Source organism: Nonomuraea sp. NPDC050536 (assembly GCF_044457685.1).
Lineage (GTDB): Bacteria > Actinomycetota > Actinomycetes > Streptosporangiales > Streptosporangiaceae > Nonomuraea.
The window spans coordinates 1-20,477 of the sequence record NZ_JBITHD010000017.1; the positions used below are offsets into that span (position 1 = coordinate 1).

Consider the following 20,477-nt stretch of genomic DNA (forward strand, 5'->3'; position numbering starts at 1 on the left):
TGCATGAAAATTCATGCACTGGCTTTTAACACACTGTTGAGTTCTCAAGAAACGGACGCGTACTCCCCTGAACTTCAGGAGGCGTTCATTTCGTTTTCGTGTCTCAAACCTTACCGCCGTCCCAGCTGGTGTCAAATTGACTCCGGCCAGTCCTAGCTGCAGGAATGGGATCCCGCTCCGTCTCCGGAGCAACCCTTCTAACTTACTCCGAACTTCGGAGCTTGTCCAGTCGGGCCGCCGGGCGATCTTCATCTCCCGGTCGGGACTGGTGAACTCTATGTAGACACCCGGCAACCGTCAAATCGACGGATATGGGGGTATGTACCGGACCGTGAGCGATCGTCCGGTGCCCAGAGCGCTCATCATCCTGCTGGGGATCGCCGGAGCGGTGGTCGCCCTCTTCGGAATGCGCGAGGTCAACTCCATCCTCGGCCCCGTCGTCCTCGCCCTGGTCCTGGTCATCGCCGTTTCCCCGGTGCGCAGGTGGCTGGAGGGCAGGCATGCCCCCACCTGGGTGCAGATCGCCGTGCCGTTCACGATCGTCCTGCTCGTCCTGCTCGGAATGGTGGCCGTGCTGACCCTCGCGGTCACCCAGCTGGCGTCGATCCTGCCCACCTACACCACGCAGTTCCAGGGCCTGATCACGCAGTCCCAGCGGTTCGCCGTCGAGCACGGCATCAGCAACGACCAGCTCAACAAGGCCATCCAGTCCTTCGACCCCGGCAAGATGATCGGCCTGGCGCAGAGCCTGCTGACCAGCCTGCTCAGCGTGCTGTCGAGCCTGTTCCTGATCGTAGTGCTGTTGCTGGCCATGTGCCTGGACGCGCCGGCCACCGCCAGGACCATCGCCTCGGAGCACGGCGATCGCCCGCAACTGGTGAGGGCGCTGGCCGAGTTCGCGCACAAGACGCGGCGATACCTCATCGTCTCCACGGTCTTCGGCCTCATCTGCTCCGCGCTGGACGTCGGCGCGCTCTACATCCTCGGAGTCCCGCTCCCCCTGCTCTGGGGTGTCCTGGCGCTCATCACGAACTACATCCCGAACATCGGCTTCATCCTCGGCCTGATCCCGCCCGCGATGCTGGCGCTGCTCGACGGCGGGCCGAAGCAGATGCTCCTCGTCATCGCCGCCTATGTCGCGATCAACGTGGTCATCCAGTCGTTCATCCAGCCGAAGTTCCTCGGCGACGCCGTCGGGCTGTCGACCACGATGACGTTCCTGTCGCTGATCGTGTGGGCGTTCGTGCTCGGCCCGCTGGGTGCGCTGCTGGCGATCCCGCTGAGCCTGCTCACCCGGGCACTGCTGATCGACAGCGACCCGAGCGCGACCTGGGCGGCCGCCCTCATCTCGGGCGAACCCCCGCGAGCGGTACGGCAGGCCGTACCGGCTCCGAAGGGAAAGTGACCGTGATCGAGAGGCCGCCCTCGGGGCCGGGGAGGGCGGAGACGGTGGCGGCGTGGGCGTCGGCGATGGCCGCGACGATCGAGAGCCCCAGGCCGAGCCCGTCGGCGCCCGCGCGACGGTCGGCGTCCAGGCGGCGGAACGGCTGGAAGAGCCCGTCGATCTGGTCGGCCGGGACGACCGGGCCGCTGTTGACGACGGTGAGTGAGCGCTTGCCGGTGGAGACCCGCACCCAGCCGCCGGGAACGTTGTAGCGGCGGGCGTTGTCGACGAGGTTGGTGACGAGGCGTTCGATCAGTGCGGGATCGCCGGAGACCCGGGTGGGGACGAGATCCGGGGAGTCGCCGGCGACCCTGGTGGCGATCGCGGCGAGGTCGACGTCCTGCCTGGTGGACAGGCCCTGCTGGCCGCGCGCCAGGGTGAGGAGCGCGTCGATGAGGCGTTCCTGGTGCCCGCAGGAGGCCAGCAGCCGCTCGAACGTGGCGCGCATCGCCGCGACGTCGGGATCCGGGTCGGCGAGCGCCACCTCGACCATGGCCTGCTGCAGCGTGAGCGGGGTGCGCAGCTCGTGCGAGGCGTTGGCGACGAATCGGCGCTGCGCGACGAAGGCCGCCTCCAGCCGTCCGAGCAGGTCGTCGAAGGTGTCGGCCAGTTCTTTCAGCTCGTCGTCAGGGCCGGTCGCGGCCAGGCGCCGGTCGAGGCGGTCGGCCGAGATCCTGCGTACGGTCGCCGTCATGCCGGCCAGCGGCCGCAGCACTCGCCCGGCCATCACCCAGCCGAGCGCGACCGAGGCGCAGGCCATGACGCCCAGCGCGATGGCGGACCCGGCGAGCAGCCGGTTCAGGTCGGCCTCGCGCTGGCGGTCCATCCAGGTCTCGGGCACGGTGATCGGCGGGCCGGACAGGTCGGGCGCGGGCGGGGCGCCGGCGGGCAGGTGCGCGGCCAGCAGGTAGATGAGCGCGACGAGCAGGATCCCGGTCGCCAGGAAGAGGGTGCTGTAGACCAGGGTGAGCCGGAATCGGATGGTCCGCATCAGATCCGGTATCCCGCTTGGGGCACGTTCTCGATCAGCGGCGGGTCGCCGAGCTTGCGCCGCAACCGGCTGATCGTGACCTTGACCGTCTGGGTGAACGGGTCGGCGGCCTCGTCCCAGGCCCGTTCGAGCAGGTGCTCGGCGGAGACGACCGCTCCCCTGGCGGCCATCAGCAGCTCGAGCACGGCGAACTCCTTCGGGCTCAGCGCCAGCGGCAGCCCGTCGCGGCTCGCCTCGCGCCTGGCCGGGTCCAGCCGGAGCCCGCCGCGTTCCAGCACCGGCGGCAGCGCGGGCTGCGACCTCCTGGCCAGCGCCCGCACGCGGGCCACCAGCTCGGCGAAGGCGAAGGGCTTGGGCAGGTAGTCGTCGGCGCCCACGCCAAGCCCCTCGACGCGGTCCTCGATCGTGCCCGCCGCGGTGAGCATCAGGACCCTGGCAGGGTTGCCCGCGGCGGCCAGCGCGCGGCAGACGTCGTCACCGTGCACGCCGGGGAGGTCGCGGTCGAGGACGACGACGTCGTAGCGGTTGACGCAGGCGCGGTAGAGCGCGGCGTCGCCGTCCAGGGAGACGTCCACGGCCATGCCTTCGCGGCGCAACCCGGTGGCCACGGTTTCGGCCAGCTCCGCGTGGTCCTCCACGATCAGCACCCTCATGCGGCCATGGTGACCTTCGCCCGGTTACGGCGGCGTAACTGTTCCCGGGCTGTAACCGACCGCCCGCTTCCCTGGGGTCAACCGATCCGAGGAGGAACATCATGCTCAAGCTCGTCACCGCCCTGCTGGGCGTCGCGGCCGTCACCGGGGGCGGCCTGGTGACAGCGGCGTCCGCGGACACTCCGGCGTCAGGGGATGCGTCGGCGTTCGTCCGGTGCATGCGGTCGCACGGTCTGCCGGACTTTCCCGGCGTGACCGTCACGGGGGACGGCCAGGTGCACATCGAGCTGTCGGGGACGCGGGTGGATCCGGTGTCCCAGCAGTACGACGCCGCCGTCCGCGCGTGCGAGCCGCTACTGCCCGCCGGGGCGCGCCTGCCCCGCCCGCCCGCCGCCCCTTCCGGCGTCGACTTCCCTGGCGTTCCGGGTGTCCCGGGATTGCCCGCTTGCGATGCCTGGTGCCCCGTCGCGCCGACCGCGCCCCGCGCGCCGCATTCGTCATGAGGGTGGTACGGCGGGCCGGCGTGGCTCGCCGTACAGCCGGAGAAGTCAGGCGGCGAGGTGGGTCATGGAGACGCCGCTGAGGCGCTTGACGTCGTGGGAGAGGTGGGCCTGGTCGGTGTAGCCGCTGGAGGCGGCGACCTCGGCCAGGGGGACGCCGGAGCGGGCCAGGCGGAGGGCACGCTGGAACCTGACGACGCGCTGCAGGGTCTTGGGCGCGTAGCCGAAGCCGGCCAGGGTGCGGCGGTGCAGCTGCCGCTCGCTGTAGCCCAGGTCCCAGGCGACCTCGGCGACCGTGCGCCCGGCCCGCAGCGCCGCCGCGATCGCCGGGGCGGCCGGGTCGGGTGCGGGGGTGTCGCGCAGCCGGGCGAGGACGACGGCCTTCAAGGCCAGCATCCGCGCGGCCCCCACCGCATCCAGCCCCGCCAACCTCGGCACCCCGAGAAGCGACGCGGTGGGGTCTGTGAGGAGGGGGGCGGTGAGGGCGTCGAGCGCGGCGGCGGGGACGCGCTGGTCGCGCAGCTCCGAGAGGGGGACGCCGAACACCAGGCCGGTCGCGCCGGGTTTGAAGCGGATCCCGACGTAGGCGTCGCCGGCGCGCATGGGCGCCGGCATCGGCCCGGTGTCGGGGCCCGCGACGTGCGGCCCGCCGGGACCCCAGATCAGGTCGACGCAGCCGTCGGGCACCACGAGGTGGGTGCCGTCGGCCTCGCACACCTGGTGCCACAGGCAGGCGATCCGATCGGCCAGCGCGGGCTCCGGCGGCCTCTCGGTGTACACATGGCCAGGCTATGCCCCGCCACCGACAGAACGCCCGTACGCCCGGAGGGTCTTGAGCCGGAGCACCGTGACGTACCCGCCCCACTCGTGGGCCACGATCGGCGTCCACATCAGCCAGTTCCCGCTCCACCCGCCGTCGGCGGACTGGGCGGCCTCCAGGACGTCGAGGTGCTGGGAGAGCACGTCGTCGGTGAAGAGCGGCAGCCGCAGCGGCGCGGGCGCGTAGTCGAGCGGGAAGTGGGCATGGCCGGAGGCGCCGGGGTCGAAGCTGACTGTGGCCAGGATCGACTCCTTCAGCCGGGTGAACTCGGCCAGCGCCCGATCCCGGTCGGGCACCAGGTCGAGGAAGGTCACCACGGCGCGCGCCTCGTAGGGCGTGGTCTCGGCGATGCGGGCGATGGCCGACCAGCAGAACTCGGTGGCCGGGCCGAGCCAGGGATGCTCGACGCCGTGCTTGTGCAGCAGGCCGACCAGCGAGGCCGTCGGCACCAGGTTGCCCGGCGGGTCGTCCTCGGTCTCCCACCAGGGCGCCCGTGGCATGTCGCGCACCGAGGGCAGGACGAACGGCACGCCGCCGTCCTTGGCCGTGACGGAGGCCAGGTAGTCGCAGGCCGCGGGGACCATCGGGTCGGAGAAGGCGTCGAGCTCGTCCAGGATCCAGAACGCCACCTCGACCGGCTCCGGCTGGCTGGCGGCGCCGCGCAGGTCGGGTTCGAGCGCGTTGCCGAACCCGCCGTCGGCGTTCTGGTAGCCGCGCAGCACGCTGAGCACGCGCTCGCGCGATCCGCCCGAGAACAGCGCCTCGAAGCGGAGCCGGTCGATCAACCTGGCATTGAGCTGCAAATATGTCGCCGCACGCGGCAAAACGTTCATACGGCGACGCTATCCGGGACCCGCCCGCCGCCTCTTGTAGAAATCGGTCATGGCGTGGCCAGGGCCTCCGTGGGCGACATCCTGGCCGCCCGGACGGCCGGGTAGAAGCCGGCCAGCCCGCCGATGACCAGCGTGGCCAGCACGCCGCCGACCATCGCCCAGATCGGCACGAGGGACGGCCAGCCCTGGAACGTGGCGTAGCTCCAGGTCACGCCGATCCCCAGCACGACGCCCCCGATCCCGCCGATCGCCGACAGCAGCAGGGACTCGGCCAGGAACTGCAGCCGGATCTGCCCGCGCGTGGCGCCGAGCGAGCGCCGCAACCCGATCTCGGCCCGCCGTTCCAGCACCGAGATGACCATGGTGTTGGCCACGCCCACGCCGCCCACCAGCAGCGCGACCCCGCCGAGCCCGAGCAGGAGCGCGTTGAGCGTGGCGTCGGTGGCCTGCTTGGCGGCCAGCACGTCCGAGGGCCTGGAGACCTGGACCTCGTTGGGTTTCTCCGGGTTGGCCGTGGCCGCGAGCACGTCGCGTACCGCGGGGACCTGCTCCTCGGCGGCCCTGGTGTAGATCGTGGTCGGATACCCGTCGAAGGCCAGCCGCGATTCGGCCACCGGCCAGCCGACCAGGGCCGCGCTGTCCAGCTCCGGCGCCAGCGCCGCGGGGGCCAGCACGCCCACCACGGTGAACCACTGCCCGCCGAGCCAGACCCGTTGATCGGGACCGGCGTGGACGACCCCGAGCCGGTCGGCCGCCTTGGCGCCGAGCACGACGGCCGGGTAGCGGTCGGTGGCCGCGTTCAGCCAGGCGCCGCCTGCCATCGTGGCGCCGACGTCGCGAAGCAGGTCGAGCCGGGCGGCCATGACCGAGATGCTGCCTGACTCCTCGGCCGGGATGTGGTCGTTGCGGTACACCTTGGCCGTGGTCAGGCCTGTGGCGGTGACCGCGGTGACGGGCCCGATCCGGCCCACCATGCCCTCGGCTTCGGCGGGCAGGTGGGAGCTGTCGCCGAAGAGCGTCTGGCCGGGCGAGACCTTGAGCAGGTTGGTGCCCAGGGCCTGCAGCTGCCGGTTCAGGTCCTCCTGGCTGGAGGCGGAGATGCCGACGACGCCGAGCATGGCGGCGATACCGATGGCGATGCCGAGCGCCGACAGGAACACCCGCAGCGGCCTGGCGCGCAGGCCGGCGCCGCCGACGCGGACGACGTCGCGGGGCCGCAGGCGGGCGGCGGCGAGCGCGGTGGTCAGCACGGTCATGAGCCCTCCTTCGTCGGTCTCATGACCAAGGTGCTGTGTCTATTGATGACCTCGACAAGCTCGGTCATGACAGCACCTGCCCGTCGAGCATCTCGACCTGCCGGGGCAGGGCGCCCGCGATGTCGCGGTCGTGGGTGATGATGAGCACGGTGGTGCCGGCGGCGTGCAGCCCGCGCAGCAGCTCCATCACGCCGGCGCCGGAGCGGGAGTCCAGGTTGCCGGTGGGCTCGTCGGCCAGCAGCAACTCCGGCTCGCCCGCCACGGCCCTGGCGATCGCGACGCGCTGCCGCTCGCCGCCTGACAGCTCGTGCGGGCGATGGCCGAGGCGGTGCCCGAGCCCGACGCGTTCCAGCGCGTCCAGCGCGCGCAGCCGCCGGTCGCGCAGCGAGTAGCCGGCGTAGAGCAGGCCGTCGGCCACGTTGTCCAGCGCCGAGACGCCGGCCGCGAGGTGGAACTGCTGGAAGACGAAGCCGATCGAGCCCGCGCGCAGCGCCGACAGCTGCCGGTCGGTCAGCCCGGCGACCTCGTGCCCGGCGATCCGGACGGTCCCGGCGGTCGGCCGGTCCAGCGTGCCGATCATGTGGAGCATGGTCGACTTGCCGGATCCCGACGGGCCCACGATGCCGACCAGCTCGCCGTACTCGATGCCGATGGAGACGCCGCGCAGGGCCGCGACCTCGCCGTAGTCCTTGCGGACGTCGTGGAGTTCGACGATCACTTGGGCACCGCCACGGTGGCGCCCTCGTCGACGCCGGTCACCTCGACCTGGCCGTCGGCGAACATCCCGGTCTTGACCGCCACGTAGCGGGTGGTGGCGCCGTCCACGACCTGCACCCCGTAGCCGCCCTCGGACAGCGCCAGCAGGGCGCCGACCGGCACCGACAGGACGTTCGCACGCTGCTCGGCGACGAGCGTGACGTCCACGGGCGCGGCGTCGAAGCCCTTCTTCAGCCGCGTGACAGAGACCTTCACCGCGATCGTGGTGGTGGCGTCGTCGCCTTGGCCGCTCTGCGTCGCGACCTTGCCGACGCTGGTGACCTTGCCCTTCACCGTGGTGCCGTCGGGCAGCTCGACCGTGGCCTTGGTGCCGCGCTTGACCAGGTGCTCGTCGGCCACGTCGAGGTTGACCTGAACCTGGCGGGTGGTGCCGGTAGCGGTGAGCACAGGGCCCGAGGCGGCGGATCCCTTGGCGGTCTTCAGGTCGGCGACCCGGATGGGTCCCGAGGCGATGACCACGTCTCCCGGCTTGACCTGGCCGGTCTGCTCCACTCCGAGGTCGTCCTGCCACCGCTTCACAGCCTCGGCGGTGGCCGAGCTGTAGGTGTCGTCCACGGTGAACCCGGTGTAGCCGAGCTTGGCCAGGTTCCGCTCGAGCTCCTCGACGTCCTTGCCCGAGACGCCGTCCTGAAGCGTGCGGTAGAGCGGCATGGTCCCGTACAGCAGCGGGCGGCGGTCGGCGTCGACGCTGTAGACGGCGTGGCCGCGGGTGATGACCGCGCCCTCGGCGGGCAGCCAGGTGATCACGCCTTGGGCCGCGGCGGAGATCGTCTGGGTGTTGCCGTAGCCGAGCGTCCCGTCGACGGTCTTGGTCTCGGTGAGCGTTGTCTTGGTCACCTTGGCGGTCGCGGGCGGGGTTCTGGCGGCGGCAGCCGTACCCGTGCCCTTGCCGCCGAAGCCGATGGCGGCGGCCGCGACGGCGGCGGCCAGCAGCGCGGCCCCGCCCGTCCACGCCGCCAAGCGCAGCGGGTGGCGGCGGCGCGGCGGCAGGGCACGGGTGCGCAGTCTGTCCTCTTCGTGGACCTTGGTCACTGCTTCACCTTCATCTGCGGCATCTGCGAGCGGCATGTCTCGAGCGCCTGCTTGAAGGCGGGGTTGTCCGGGTCGAACCTGGTGTCCTTCTTCTTGGTCATGACCATGTTGCCGCTGGGGTCCGGGTCGGGCATGTCCACGCCGTGCTCGCGCATGCACTTGGCGAAGTTGCGCATCTTGTCCAGGTCCTCTGGCGTCATCTGCGCGCGGTCCTTGAACGGCGCGAAGGACCGGCAAGCGTCCATGGCCTGCTTGAACTTGTCCTTGTCGCCGTCGGCCTTGACGGCGAATTGCACGCCCTTGCCCGGTTCGGGGTCGGGCACGTCGACGCCGTGCTCACGCATGCACTTGGCGAACTTCCTGCCCTGCTCCTCCGGGTCCACGCCGGCGGTGGCCGATGGGGTCGCCGACGGCTTGTCCGAGGCGTTGGCGACGGAGGCGACGCCCGTCGAGCTCGGCTGGTTTGCGCAGGCGGCCGCCCCGATGAGCAGGGCGGCCGCGATGAGTGTCCGTCTCATGCTCCGAATGTGCCGACCGCCGCTCGGAGCTAGCTGGGAACCGCCTCGGAGCCGGGTAGGAGCACGCGGAAGGTGGCACCGCGGCCCGGTGCCGTGTCCACCTCGAGCCGGCCGCCGTGCGCGCGCACGATCGCCGCCACGATCGCCAGCCCCAGCCCCGCGCCGCCGTCGGCCCTCGATCTGCCCTGGCTGACGCGGTAGAGCCGGTCGAACAGGTGCGGCACGTGCTCGGCGGCCACCCCCGGTCCGTCGTCTGTCACTTCGAGTACGGCCCAGCCATCGAGGCGCCCCACGCGCACGGTGACCGCGGCGTCGGGCAGGGTGTGCTTGAGCGCGTTGCCGACCAGGTTGGCCGCCACTTGGCGAAGCCGGGGTTCATCGGCTGCGAGGGCGACCGGCTCGAGCTTGTCGCCGAGGCCGGCGAGCTTGACCTGCCGGTCGGGCACCCTGACGCGGGCGTCGCGGATCGTGCCGGCCGCCACCTCGAGCAGGTCGACGGGGTGCAGGTCGAGCGGGCGTTCCTCGTCCAATTGGGCGAGCGTGAGCAGGTCGTTGACCAGCACGCCCATCCGGGCGGCCTCCTCTTCGATGCGGCGCATCGTCTCGTCCACGTCCTCGTCTCCGCCGCGCCTGTGCAGCTCGGCGAAGCCGCGTACCGAGGTGAGCGGGGTGCGCAGCTCGTGCGAGGCGTCGGCCAGGAAGCGCCGCATGCGCGACTCGGAGGCGGTCCTGGCGGCGATCTCCGACTCGAGCCGGTCCAGCATGACGTTGAGCGCCAGGCCCAGCCTGCCGGGCTCGGTGTGCGGGTCGGGGGCGGGGACGCGGCTCGCGAAGTCGCCTTGGGCGATCGTGCCGGCCGTACGCTCCATCCTGGTCAGGGGGCGCAGGCCGAGCCGTACCACCGCGTCGGCGGCCAGGCCGACCATGAGCAGCACGACGGCGCTGACCGCGAAGGAGATCGCGCTCAGCGCGGTCCTGGTGCTCTCGACCTCCTTCAGCGAGGAGGCCAGCAGGACCGTGCCGCCGTCAGGAGTCTGGGTCCTGAACACCCGCCAGGACGGTCCCGAGGTGCCGGGAACGGTGTAGGGGCCGTCCTCGTCCGTGCGCACCTCGGCCAGGTCGGGACCCGGCTGGCCGTCGTCGGGCAGCTTGGAGACGGGCCGGCCGGGCGAGTCGTAGGAGTAGATGCGCAGCGCCGACGCGACCCGTTTGGTGATCAGCGTTTCGATGGGCATCGGGGTCCCCGCGAGGCGGGGTGTGAACCCGTAGGCCATGACCGGCTTGGCGCTGACGACCTTGGTCATGGCCGTGAGCTGGTCGTCGGTCCGGCCGATCAGGTTGCCGGTGAGCAGGGTGATGCCGAACACGTTGGCCAGGACCAGGCCGATCGTGGTCAGGCCGAGCACCGCGATGACCAGGCGGGCGCGCAGGGTCCAGCGGGCGGGCCTCATCGGGGCGTCCTGAGCGTGTAGCCGACGCCGCGGACGGTGTGGATGAGCTGCGGCTCCCATTTGTCGATCTTTTTGCGCAGGTAGTAGACGTAGGACTCGACGATGCTGGAGTCGCCGTCGAAGTCGTAGCGCCAGACGCTGTCCAGGATCTGCGCCTTGCTCACCACCCGGCCGGCGTTGGTGAGCAGGTACTGCAGCAGGTTGAACTCGGTCGGCGACAGGTCCACCAGCGTGCCGTCGCGCCTGACCTCGTGCGCGGCCGCGTCCAGCTCCAGGTCGGCGTAGCGCAGCACGTCCGTCCCGGGGTCCTGGGTACGGCTGCGCCGCAGGATCGCGCGGATGCGCAGTACGACCTCCTCCAGGCTGAACGGCTTGGCCACGTAGTCGTCGGCGCCGAGGGTGAGGCCGCGCACGCGGTCCTCGATGGCGTCGCGGGCGGTCAGGAAGAGCACCGGGACGCGCTCGCCCAGGCGCCTGGCCACCTCGAAGCCGTCGAAGTCCTCGAGCATCACGTCGAGCACGACGAGGTCGGGGGCGAAGTCGCGGGCGGCGGCGATGGCCTCTGCGCCGGTCTCCGCCGTCTTGACCTCGAAGGAGACCAGGCGGAGCGTCTGGGAGAGCAGGGCGCGGATGTTCGGCTCGTCGTCGACGACGAGGACCCTGGCCGGTCGGTCCATGCCCCAAGGTTTACCCCAGGCAGCTCAATGCCAGCTCAAAGCGGGACGTACCGCAGCTCCTTGCCCGGGCGGTGCCAGAGCGGGTCCGTCGTGGCGGTGGCTTCCTTCCGGAGGCCGCGTTTGTCGACCTTGTTGGTGGCGGTGAGCGGCATCTCCTTGACGAGCCTGACGTAGCGTGGCGCCCACTTCGTCCCGAGATCATCCTGCCGTTTCAGGAAATTTCCTAATTCGTCCGGGGTGAGGTCGCCCTCGATGGCGGCCATCACCTGGTCGCCCGTGACCGGGTCGGGGATCGCGTAGACGGCCACCATGACGACCTTGGGATGGCGGGCGATGATCCGCTCGACGGGCGCGGCGGCGAAGTTCTCGCTGTCCACGCGCAGCCAGTCCAGGTCACGTCCCGCGAAGTAGAAATAGCCGGCCTGGTCGCGATATCCCAGGTCACCGCTCCAGTACCAGCCGTCGCGCAGCCTGCGCGCGTCGGCCTCGGGGTTGTTGTAGTAGCCCTCGAAGCGGACGTTCCTGCCGACGATCTCGCCGATGGCGGCGTCGCCGTTGACCAGGGCGCCCGTCTCGTCGAACTCGGCGCGCGGGCACTCCCGGCCCGTCTCCTGGTCGTGGACGGCCACCTCCATGCCCTCGGGCGGCAGCCCCAGCGCGTCGGGCGGGGTCTCGGGCGTTCTGTTCAGCGAGATCGCGCCCTCGCTCGAGCCGTAGCCCTCGATGACCTGGCAGCCGAACCTGCGGGCGAACTCGGCCATGTCCCGCGCCGACGCCTCGGTGCCGAAGGCGACCCGCAGCGCGTTGTCACCGTCGTCCGGAGCCTCGGGGGTGGCCAGGATATAGGCCAGCGCCCGCCCCACATAGTTGACGTACGTAACCCGATATTTCCGGATATCGGAGATGAAGCCGCCGGCCGAGAAGCGCCTCCGCAGGGTGATCGTGGCTCCCGCACACGTCGCCATCGCCACGTTCGCCATGATCGAGTTCCCGTGGAACAGCGGCATCGCCACGTACGTCACGGACTCCGGCCCGATCCCGAACCGCTCGCCGTACGCCCCGATGTCGGCCAGCCTCCCCTGACTGCACACCACCGCTTTCGGCGCCCCCGTCGATCCGGACGTGAACAGCAAGAGCAACGGGTCCGTACGGCAGGCCACCCCATCCGCGCCGCGTGGGCGATCAGGGACGTCGGCGATACCTTCGTCCACGAGCCGCACGGGCACCCCCAGATCCAGCCGATCGAGCAACCGCGCCTGGGATGCGTCCGTGACGATGAAGGCGCAGTCCGTATGCCGGATGTCGGCCGCCAGCTCGGAACCCCGGCGCGTGGGGTTGATCCCCACCACCACTCCCCCGGCCAGCGCCGCCCCGAAGATCCAGAAGAGGTACTCGGGCACGTTGTCGAGCAGCACCCCCACGTGCGCCCCGCGCGGGATCTCCGCGGCACGCAGCCGGGCCTCGGCGACCACCTCCCGCCAGCTCCACGCCATGTCCTCGAACCGCAACCCGACCCGGTCGTCCTCGGCCCGCGCCAGCACGAGCTCCGCGAAGGTCACCACATCCGCGATCTTTGAACAAGCGCTTGACCGCGTCAAGCCGTCACTTCAAGTGGAACACCGGCCCCCGCGCGCGGAACGGCAGCGAGGCCCCCTGCGGCACCAGGAAGGCGTGCCGGACGACCACGACGTGCAGCAGCAGCTCGGGGAGCTGCGCCGAGGTGACCGTGACCGTTGCCTGCATGCCCTCCAGAGTGCGGAAAACGCGTGGCGGGCGCATCAGGTTTTCCGGCAGGCTGACGGCATGACATGTTACGGCGCCTACTTCATCAGGCTGCGTCACAGCGGGGCCCTGGCTCGCTAGACGCTGGTCGGCGCGCCCAGGGCCCTTCGAGAGATCCCATTCATCTCGAGGACCCGAGAGGGCTGCTTTGTGGCGCGCAATCGACGCGTTTTTTCACAGAATTTCCTGACAGACCGGCATGCGCTCGACCTGATCGTCAAGGCCGCGGAACCCGAAGGCCTGATCCTGGAGCCCGGCCCCGGAGAAGGCGTCCTGACCAGGGCCCTGTCCCATGCGGGAGCCAGCGTGATCGCCTACGAGATCGACCCGAGGCTGGCGGCGAGGCTGGCCGCCAGCACCAGGGACGACCCGCGGATCCAGGTCAGGCGCGGCGACTTCGCCCGGGCCTTCCCACCGCGGGAGCCGTTCGCGGTGGTGGGCAACATCCCGTACTCGGCCACGTCACGGATCGTCGGCTGGTGCCTGCGGGCGCCCGGCATGACCGCGGCGACTCTGCTGACGCAGCTGGAGTACGCCCGCAAGCGCACCGGCGACTACGGCCGCTGGAGCCTGCTCACCGTCGCCTCCTGGCCCTGGTACGGCTGGCGGCTCGGCGACCGGGTGAGCAGGCGCAGCTTCCACCCGGTGCCGTCGGTGGACTCGGCCATCCTGCGGATCGAGCGGCGGCGCCGGCCGCTGGTCCGCGACGGCCGCGCCTACCGGGAGCTGGTCGAGCTGGGCTTCCGCGGGGTGGGCGGCTCGGTGCGTGCCTCGCTGCGTCCGCATTACAGGGGCGTGGACGCGGCGCTGGCCGCGGCGGGCATCGGCCGCGACACCGTGGTCGGGTACGTCCATCCCGACCAGTGGGTCACGCTGTTCCTGCGGCTACACCAGTGAGACGGACTCCTTGTCCGGGGTGGGCCTGGGCGTGATGATCGCCGGGGCCGTCGCCTTGCGGCGGCCCCACGGCATCGCCATCACCAGGATCGGCAGCAGCACGATCGAGGCGCGCGACCACTCGGAGTGCAGCGCCCACCAGGTGTTGACGTCGAACTGGGTCATGTAGAGATAGCCGTATCCCGCCCACAACGACACCCCGATGATCGCCGGCCAGGCGAACCGGGTCGGGCGGGCCACCAGGAACGGCATGAACCACATCAGGTACTGCGCGCCCAGCCGCGGCGTGACGACCATGAACGCCAGCAGCATCGCGATGGTCAGGTCGATCGGGTCGGCCCGCCGCCACAGCAGGGCCACCACGACCAGCGTCAGGTAGATCAGGTTGGTGCCGATCTTGGCCATCCCGGGCTCGAGCGACCAGTCGCCGCCGGTGAACTGCGGGGTCCACCCCCACTCGCCCACGATCGGCCGGATGTCCTGGATGACCTTGATGACGTCGGGCAGCTGGCTCCACTTCGTCCCGGCGAACACCGGCAGCGTGACGAAGAAGAACAGCGGCACGGCGCCCGTGGTGACCAGCGCCACGATCCTGGCCCGCAGGTGCGGCAGGAGCAGCAGCATGCCGGGGATGAGCCAGATCGGCCAGCTCTTGGCCGACAGCGCCAGCCCCATCAGCACGCCCGCCCACAGTGCGCGCTTGAGTTCCGCCCGGTCGCCCGTGCCCGGGAGCAGCGCCCGGTGCAGCATGCCGCCGCGGCCGACGATCCGCGGGATCGAGCCGCGCACGCCGTACGCGCGCACGCCGTTGCGGACTCTGGCGACCACGTCGGTGGTGATGCCGTTGCGGTAGGGCGAGCCGGGACCGCGGGCGACGACGAAGGCGGCCACGCCGAACACCAGCGCGACGGGCTCCACCTGGCCATGGATGGCGGCCACCAGCAGCGCGAGCGGGTTGAGCGCGTACTGCAGCGCCCGCAGCGACGCGCGGGGCCCGCCCGCCAGCTTGGCGACCAGCGGGATCAGCACGATGTCGGCCACGACGGTGACCAGGCGCCCGGCGTAGCTCCACGGAATGCCCAGCCACAGCAGCGCGCCGTACGCGTAGGGGATGGTCGGCAGGAAGTGCCAGCCGCCGTCGCTGGCCAGCACCGGATCCTGGCCGTGCAGCACGGCCTGCCCGGCGGGCTGGAAGCTCTCGACGTAGTCGACCGGCTGCCAGGCGTCGTTGGCGGCTGTGAACAGCAGCAGCACCCGTACGCCGACGCCCACGAGGACAGCGGCCCAAAGGGGCGGACGCCACTCTCGCCACTGGGCGATGAGGGCGAGAGCAACACCGGCGACGAGGACTATCCCCGTGAGAACTGCGTATTCCATGGCGTTGACTAGCCTGCCGTACCCGTAGAAGTGCTGCCACCAGGGCATCCAAATGCGATGGAGCCTGAGGCGGGTCGTACCACGATAGATCACCACCGGTTGTGCTGAACTTCTTCCATGGGGGGATCGCAGGTCAACAAGGCGCTGTTCGCGCTGTACAGCGAGGCGCGAAAGGGTCTCGAACCGGTCTTGGCCTGGGCGAAACTCACAGGAAACTCTGAGCTCTACCAGGCGCTCCGCGGCCGGCCCCGGATCGCGATCCCCGATCGGGTGGCGGCCGAGCTGGCGGCGGCCGCGATCGCGCACGCGCGGGCCGCGCACGGGCCCGGCTCCGTCGCGGCGATCGCGGGTTCTCCGCTGGCCGAGCTGATCGGCACGGTGCTGCCGGAGCCGCCCATCCCGGGTCCGCGTTCGGCGGAGTGGGCGCGGGCGGCGTACGTGGTGCTGTGGGGCGCGCAGGGACGGCCCTCGCCCGGGGCCCCGTGGGTGATCGCCGGCCGTTATAGGGGGCAGAAGGTGGTGGCCATCGGCCCGCATCCGGCGCGGCTGTCGGACGAGACGCTGGTCGTGCGGCCCGGCACCGACGAGGCGCTGGCGCGGGCGGTGGGCCACGTGCTGCTCAAGGAGTTCTTCGTGGACCGGCCGGTCTTCACCGACCGTCCCGAGCTGTCGTTCCTGGTACGGCCGGGCGGCGGCGAACTCCTGGGTCCCGCGGGGCGGCTGTCGCTGCTCGGCGAGGGCGAGCCCGCCGAGGTGCTGCTGCACCATCCGGGCGGGGTGCTGCGGCGCGGCGTGCCGGTGATCCGGGTGGACGGTGAGCCGGCGACCACGGTGTTCGACCTGATGCTCGCCGAGTACGGGGTGGCGCGCGACGGGCTGCCCGGCTCGTGGCCCGGCGGGTACGGCGATCCGCGCGAGCCGTACACCCCGGCCTGGCAGGAGGCGGTGACGGGGGTGGCGGCCTCGCGCGCGGTCAAGCTGGCGCGGGAGCTGGGCGTGACGGCGGAGAAGACCGGCGGGCAGGTCGCGATCCTGCCGGGACAGCTCGAGCCGGACGCGCTGCGGGTGGTGCTGGCGCTGCTGCGGCTGACGGGCGGCGGGTGGGCGCTCCCGCCTGCGCCCAGGGTGCTGGCGGTGCCGGGCGCGCCGGGACAGCTGGCGATCCCGGGACTCGCCCGTCCTGGTCCCGCGGGGTTCCAGCCGGAGGTGGAGCTGCTGATCGGGCCCGGCGACGACTGCGATCTGACGCCGCCTCCCGTCCCGCTGGTGTCGCAGGCGCTGGCGGCGCTGAACCATCAGGCGGTGGAGTCCGTGTAAACCGGCATGATCAGAAACGTCGCTGTCGCCGCCACGTTGCTGTTGGTCGCCGGATGCGGCGCGGAGTCCGTGCACTCCGCCCCTGCTCCCGCGAAGGGATTCGCGGGGGAGGCAGACAGCGGAAAGGCCGCGCCCACGAACGCGCCGACCCCGCCGGAGCAGCAGCGCAGCTCCGGGCTGCGAGCGGGAAGCGTGGACGACAATGTGGCCTTCGCCGACTACATGAAGTACCGCGAGAAGTTCGCCGGGTGGAACATCCCGGTCCGCGACATCGACGTCCGGCAGAGCCGCATCGTCACCGTGGTCGACCAGGACGGCCGCCCGCTGCCGGGCGCGCTCGTGCGGGCCGGGCAGCGGGAGGTGCGCACGTTCGCCGACGGGCGGGCCGTGCTGCCGGGCTCCGGCGAGGGCACCGTGACCTACGGCAACGCCAGTGTGCCGCTGGCCGAGCAGGGAAGCACGAAGGTGCCCGTGTCGCGGCCGAACGGCAGGCCGCGCCTGCAGGTGCTGTTCCTGATCGACACCACTGGCTCGATGCAGGACGAGATCGACCGGCTCAAGGCCACCGTCGCGACCGTCGCCCAGCGCATCGACGACCTGGCGGACCTGGAGTTCGGCATGACGCTCTACCGCGACAGGGGCGACGCCTACGTCACCAGGACCACCGACTTCACGCCCTCGGTCGACGCCTTCAGGAGCGCGCTGGCCGAGGTGCAGGCCGACGGCGGGGGCGACACTCCTGAGGACCTGAACGCCGCCCTGGCCGAGGCGCTGGACAAGCCGTCCTGGCGCGACGAGACGCTCAAGCTGGTCTTCCTGATCGCCGACGCGCCACCGCACCTGGACTACCAGGACGAGCCCGACTACGCCACGAGCGTCGCCGCCGCCGCCCGGCGCGGGATCAAGATCGAGCCGATCGCCTCGTCCGGGCTCGACGACCAGGGCGAGTACGTCTTCCGGCAGCTGGCCCAGCTCACCATGGGCCGCTTCACCTTCCTCACCTACGGCGCCGACGGCGGCTCGCCCGGGGACAACACCCGCCACCACGTGTCGGAGTACGCGGTGCTGTCCCTGGACGACCTGGTGGTGCGCCTGGTTCAGGACGAGCTCAAGCCGTTGAGGTAGGCGCGATGACTGCGTGAGAACTCCAATCCGTTGAACCTGTCCCAGTTGATCGACCAGGCCATCAGCCCCTTCAGCCCGCCGAAGACGCCGTGCGGCCGGTAGCCGCCGCAGTTGGTCCCCTTGGCCAGGCAGTCGAAGGCCTTCTGCACCTCGGCGACCGTGGTGAAGCCGTTGCCCGCGTTGGGCGAGGCGGGCAGGCCGATGGCCACCTGGTCCGGGTTGAGCGCGGGGAACAGGTTGGCGGTGTTGCCCGCGATCGGGAATCCGGTGAGCAGCATGTCGGTCATCGCGACGTGGAAGTCGGCCCCGCCCATCGTGTGGTATTGGTTGTCCAGCCCGGTGATCGGGCCGGAGTTGTAGTCCTGCACGTGGAGCAGGGTCAGGTCGTTCCTGAGCGCCTGGATGACCGGCAGGTAGGAGCCGGAGCGCGGGTCGGCTGCGCCGTTCGGCCCCGGGCCGTAGAACTGGTAGCCGAGCTGGACGAAGAACGTCTCGGGCGCCATGGTCAGCACGAACTTCGCGCCATATCTGGCCTTGAGCGTCTTCAGCGCGGAGATGAGGTTGACCACGACCGGGGTTGTGGGGTTGTTGACGTTGGTGTCGCCCTGGTTGAGGTAGAGCGAGTGGCCCTCGAAGTCCACGTCCAGGCCGTCGAGCCCCCATCGGTCGATGACGGCGCCGACGGACTCGACGAACTTGTCCCTGGCCGCCGTGGTGGTCAGCTGGACCTGCCCGTCCTGCCCGCCGATCGAGATCAGCACCTTCTTGCCCTGCGCCTGCTTGGCCTTGATCGCCGCGAGGAAGTCGGCGTCGGACTCGACGCCGGGGCACTCGCTCGCCGGGCAGCGGTTGAACCGGATGTCGCCCGAGGTGACCGAGGTGGGCTCGCCGAAGGCCAGGTCGATGTAGTCCCACTCGGCGGGCACGTCGGCCATCCTGATGTATCCGGACCCGTTGGCGAACGAGGCGTGCAGGTAGCCGACCAGCACCTTCTTCGGCGTCCCTCCGCCGCCTCCCGCCGTCGTGGTGCCGCCGACCTCTCCCGTGTACGGCGAGCAGTTCCCGGACCCGTCGCAGGCGCGCACCTTGAACCGGTAGGTGGTGCTGGGGGTGAGCCCGGTGGCGGTGAAGCCGGTGCCAGTGACCGCGACGGGAGTGCCGCCGTCACGGGAGACCTCGTAGCGGGCGACGCTTCCCGAGTTGTCGGTCGAGGCGGACCAGGAGGCGGTCAGGCTCGTGCTCGTGGCCCCGCCCACGGTCAGATTGCCCGGCACCGTCGGGGGCTCGGTGTCGGGTGTGCCGCCAGGTCCGTCGAGGTTGACGTCGTCGGCGTAGTAGGCGCCCTGGCCGTACCAGCCGTTGACGTAGACGGTGACGCTGGTCGTGCTCGCATCGGTGGTGAACGAGGTTTTCAGCTGGGACCACTGCGATCCGGGTGCACCCCAGGTGGAGACGTTGACCCCGCCTCCGGTGGCGCCTAGGAAGACGTAGTTGCCCTGCACCCACGCGGACAGCTGGTACGCCGTGGACGGCTTGACGGTCAGGGTCTGCTGGCACCGGGCGAAGTCGCTGCCAGCGGGCGTGGCCTGCAGGGCCTTGGTGCCGCCGTGCACCGGGCTCGACACGGCCTGCGCGCTCGCGGTCGTCGAGCAGGTCCAGCCGCTCAGCCCGCTCTCGAAGCCCGGGTTGGTGAGGATGTTGGCGGCCGCGGCAGGCCGGGCGATCAATGCGGCACCGGCGAGCGCGGCGGCCGCCACGATGGCGACGGAGCGGTTCATCCTGTGTACCCCACGAAGATCTTGGCGAAGTCGTACGGCGACTGCGGGATGTTCGTGCACTTGTACAGGGCGCCGTTGCAGGCGTTGCGGTCGCGGGTGAGCTCCCAGAACGCCAGCGTCCCCAGGTGCTTGGAGGTGGCGAAGGTGACGAGCTGGCGGGCGTCGTCCTGGTTGTAGATCCGGCCGTCGTCGTTCTGGCCGACCATCGGCGTGACGCCGACCATCCGCCACAGCTGGGCGTCCGACTTCCCGGAGTACAGCGACTTGAGCTGGTTGAACGTGCTGGTGGCCGCCTGGACCGCGGCGTCGCCGTAGTCCACGCCGCGGTAGTAGTCCATGGCCATCACGTTGACCAGGTCCAGGTTGACGCCGGCGTCCCTGGCCGAGCGGACCACGGCCAGGCCGTCGGCCGTCAGACCCTCGGGCAGCACCGGCAGCGTCAGCGAGATCTTCAGCGCCGGGTAGGTCTGCTGCAGCCTGGCCAGGGCCTGCGAGCGGCGGGCGACCGAGGCGGCGTCGGCCTGCGCCGCGCCCTCGATGTCCAGGTCGATGTAGGTCAGCCGGTAGGCGTCCACGACCGCCTTGTACTCGTTGTACAGCGCCGTCACGTCCGAGCAGCCCTGGGCCAGCTCGACGCCGGAGGCGCCGCCGAAGGACACCTTGACCTGGCCGCCCGCGGCCCTGACGGCGTCGATCTGGTCCTTGGCCCAGGCCTGGCGCGGGTCGTAGGCGCCGAACCAGCTCGCCTTGCAGGCGGCGCCGGTGACGAAGGCCAGCGTGAAGCTCTTCAGCCCGGACGCCGCGGACATCTCGGTCAGGCTCGGGGTCGGCCAGGCCCCCATGTCCACGTACGGCGCCACCGGCATCGCGACCGCCGGCGGGGTGCCGGTGACGGTCGGCGTGGGCGTCGGTGAGGTGGTCGGCGTCGAGGTGCCCACGGGCTTCCAGAGCGCGGGGACGTTCGGGGGCTCCCAGCCGGTCAGCGAGGTGTGGGCCTGGATGCACTCGTAGTCGGTGCCGTTGTAGGTCACCCGGTCGCCTGCCTTGTAGGAGACGTTGGGCGCCCAGGCGGCGTAGGCCTGCGCGGCCGCCACGGCGGCGGGACGGGGCGCGCCCGCCAGGCTCGGGGTGGCCGCCAGTGCGGCGGCGGCCAGCGCGGTGACGACCGCGACGCCGGCGGCGACGGCCGCCATGGCGGCGCGGGAGGCGAGGGAAGGAGGTTTCATCGTCCGTCCAGAAGCTGGGGGGT

Annotated in this window: 20 protein-coding genes; 5 read left to right on the top strand and 15 right to left on the bottom strand. The window is 71.2% G+C overall.

From position 1 onward, the window contains the following. Window positions 1-331 precede the first annotated feature (331 nt). Complete coding sequence (locus ACIBHX_RS37160; RefSeq protein ID WP_397072123.1) at window positions 332-1,405, top strand: AI-2E family transporter; 1,074 nt, start codon at window positions 332-334, stop codon at window positions 1,403-1,405. Here ACIBHX_RS37160 and ACIBHX_RS37165 read toward each other — a convergent pair. Both ACIBHX_RS37165 and ACIBHX_RS37170 read right to left on the bottom strand, forming a co-directional pair. Beyond that, window positions 1,344-2,435 (bottom strand): sensor histidine kinase, encoded by a 1,092-nt coding sequence (locus tag ACIBHX_RS37165; RefSeq protein WP_397072124.1) that lies wholly within the window; start codon window positions 2,433-2,435, stop codon window positions 1,344-1,346. The genes ACIBHX_RS37160 and ACIBHX_RS37165 overlap by 62 nt on opposite strands. Beyond that, window positions 2,435-3,088 (bottom strand): response regulator transcription factor, encoded by a 654-nt coding sequence (locus ACIBHX_RS37170; protein WP_397072125.1) that lies wholly within the window; start codon window positions 3,086-3,088, stop codon window positions 2,435-2,437. The genes ACIBHX_RS37165 and ACIBHX_RS37170 overlap by 1 nt, the downstream gene beginning before the upstream one ends. A 101-nt stretch (window positions 3,089-3,189) precedes the next feature. Here ACIBHX_RS37170 and ACIBHX_RS37175 point away from each other — a divergent pair, with 101 nt between their 5' ends. Further along, window positions 3,190-3,591, top strand: coding sequence for a hypothetical protein (locus ACIBHX_RS37175; protein WP_397072126.1), 402 nt, complete (start codon window positions 3,190-3,192; stop codon window positions 3,589-3,591). 45 nt (window positions 3,592-3,636) lie between these two features. On the opposite strand, the gene ACIBHX_RS37180 is transcribed toward ACIBHX_RS37175, so the two are convergent. The 10 genes from ACIBHX_RS37180 to ACIBHX_RS37225 form a co-directional block, all read right to left on the bottom strand. After that, a complete protein-coding gene (locus ACIBHX_RS37180; RefSeq protein WP_397072127.1) occupies window positions 3,637-4,368 on the bottom strand; it encodes a DUF6597 domain-containing transcriptional factor in 732 nt (243 codons plus the stop codon). A 9-nt stretch (window positions 4,369-4,377) separates the two neighbouring features. After that, the gene (locus ACIBHX_RS37185; RefSeq protein WP_397072128.1) at window positions 4,378-5,241 is read right to left on the bottom strand and encodes a hypothetical protein; all 864 of its coding nucleotides are present in this window, start codon (window positions 5,239-5,241) and stop codon (window positions 4,378-4,380) included. Between the two features lie 47 nt (window positions 5,242-5,288). Next, entirely contained in the window at window positions 5,289-6,497 is a 1,209-nt protein-coding gene (locus tag ACIBHX_RS37190; protein ID WP_397072129.1) for an ABC transporter permease, read from the bottom strand. A 64-nt stretch (window positions 6,498-6,561) separates the two neighbouring features. After that, entirely contained in the window at window positions 6,562-7,212 is a 651-nt protein-coding gene (locus ACIBHX_RS37195; RefSeq protein ID WP_397072336.1) for an ABC transporter ATP-binding protein, read from the bottom strand. Next, on the bottom strand, window positions 7,212-8,306 hold the full coding sequence (locus tag ACIBHX_RS37200; protein ID WP_397072130.1) for a peptidoglycan-binding protein: 1,095 nt from the start codon (window positions 8,304-8,306) through the stop codon (window positions 7,212-7,214). Before ACIBHX_RS37200 ends, ACIBHX_RS37195 begins: the two co-directional genes overlap by 1 nt. Next, a complete protein-coding gene (locus ACIBHX_RS37205; protein ID WP_397072131.1) occupies window positions 8,303-8,824 on the bottom strand; it encodes a hypothetical protein in 522 nt (173 codons plus the stop codon). Before ACIBHX_RS37205 ends, ACIBHX_RS37200 begins: the two co-directional genes overlap by 4 nt. A 29-nt stretch (window positions 8,825-8,853) precedes the next feature. After that, window positions 8,854-10,275, bottom strand: coding sequence for a sensor histidine kinase (locus ACIBHX_RS37210; RefSeq protein WP_397072132.1), 1,422 nt, complete (start codon window positions 10,273-10,275; stop codon window positions 8,854-8,856). Then, entirely contained in the window at window positions 10,272-10,952 is a 681-nt protein-coding gene (locus ACIBHX_RS37215) for a response regulator transcription factor (RefSeq protein WP_397072133.1), read from the bottom strand. Before ACIBHX_RS37215 ends, ACIBHX_RS37210 begins: the two co-directional genes overlap by 4 nt. A gap of 35 nt (window positions 10,953-10,987) precedes the next feature. Next, window positions 10,988-12,514, bottom strand: coding sequence for an AMP-binding protein (locus ACIBHX_RS37220; RefSeq protein WP_397072134.1), 1,527 nt, complete (start codon window positions 12,512-12,514; stop codon window positions 10,988-10,990). A 40-nt stretch (window positions 12,515-12,554) separates the two neighbouring features. After that, on the bottom strand, window positions 12,555-12,695 hold the full coding sequence (locus ACIBHX_RS37225; RefSeq protein ID WP_397072135.1) for a hypothetical protein: 141 nt from the start codon (window positions 12,693-12,695) through the stop codon (window positions 12,555-12,557). A 189-nt stretch (window positions 12,696-12,884) separates the two neighbouring features. Here ACIBHX_RS37225 and erm point away from each other — a divergent pair, with 189 nt between their 5' ends. Further along, window positions 12,885-13,631, top strand: coding sequence for an ErmE/ErmH/ErmO/ErmR family 23S rRNA (adenine(2058)-N(6))-methyltransferase (erm, locus tag ACIBHX_RS37230; RefSeq protein ID WP_397072136.1), 747 nt, complete (start codon window positions 12,885-12,887; stop codon window positions 13,629-13,631). Here the strand turns inward: erm and ACIBHX_RS37235 are convergent. Next, entirely contained in the window at window positions 13,620-14,903 is a 1,284-nt protein-coding gene (locus ACIBHX_RS37235; RefSeq protein ID WP_397072137.1) for a hypothetical protein, read from the bottom strand. The two genes, erm and ACIBHX_RS37235, sit on opposite strands and share 12 nt — an antisense overlap. Before the next feature lie 222 nt (window positions 14,904-15,125). Here ACIBHX_RS37235 and ACIBHX_RS37240 point away from each other — a divergent pair, with 222 nt between their 5' ends. Together ACIBHX_RS37240 and ACIBHX_RS37245 are read left to right on the top strand one after the other, a co-directional pair. After that, window positions 15,126-16,325, top strand: a complete 1,200-nt coding sequence (locus tag ACIBHX_RS37240; protein WP_397072138.1) for a hypothetical protein — start codon at window positions 15,126-15,128, stop codon at window positions 16,323-16,325. A 6-nt stretch (window positions 16,326-16,331) separates the two neighbouring features. Then, window positions 16,332-17,450 carry a VWA domain-containing protein gene (locus ACIBHX_RS37245; RefSeq protein WP_397072139.1) on the top strand — a complete coding sequence of 373 codons (1,119 nt, stop codon included), beginning with the start codon at window positions 16,332-16,334 and terminating at the stop codon, window positions 17,448-17,450. Here the strand turns inward: ACIBHX_RS37245 and ACIBHX_RS37250 are convergent. Both ACIBHX_RS37250 and ACIBHX_RS37255 read right to left on the bottom strand, forming a co-directional pair. After that, entirely contained in the window at window positions 17,423-19,228 is a 1,806-nt protein-coding gene (locus ACIBHX_RS37250) for a chitinase (RefSeq protein ID WP_397072140.1), read from the bottom strand. The genes ACIBHX_RS37245 and ACIBHX_RS37250 overlap by 28 nt on opposite strands. Then, window positions 19,225-20,454, bottom strand: coding sequence for a carbohydrate-binding protein (locus tag ACIBHX_RS37255; RefSeq protein WP_397072141.1), 1,230 nt, complete (start codon window positions 20,452-20,454; stop codon window positions 19,225-19,227). Before ACIBHX_RS37255 ends, ACIBHX_RS37250 begins: the two co-directional genes overlap by 4 nt. Between the last annotated feature and the right edge of the window lie 23 nt (window positions 20,455-20,477).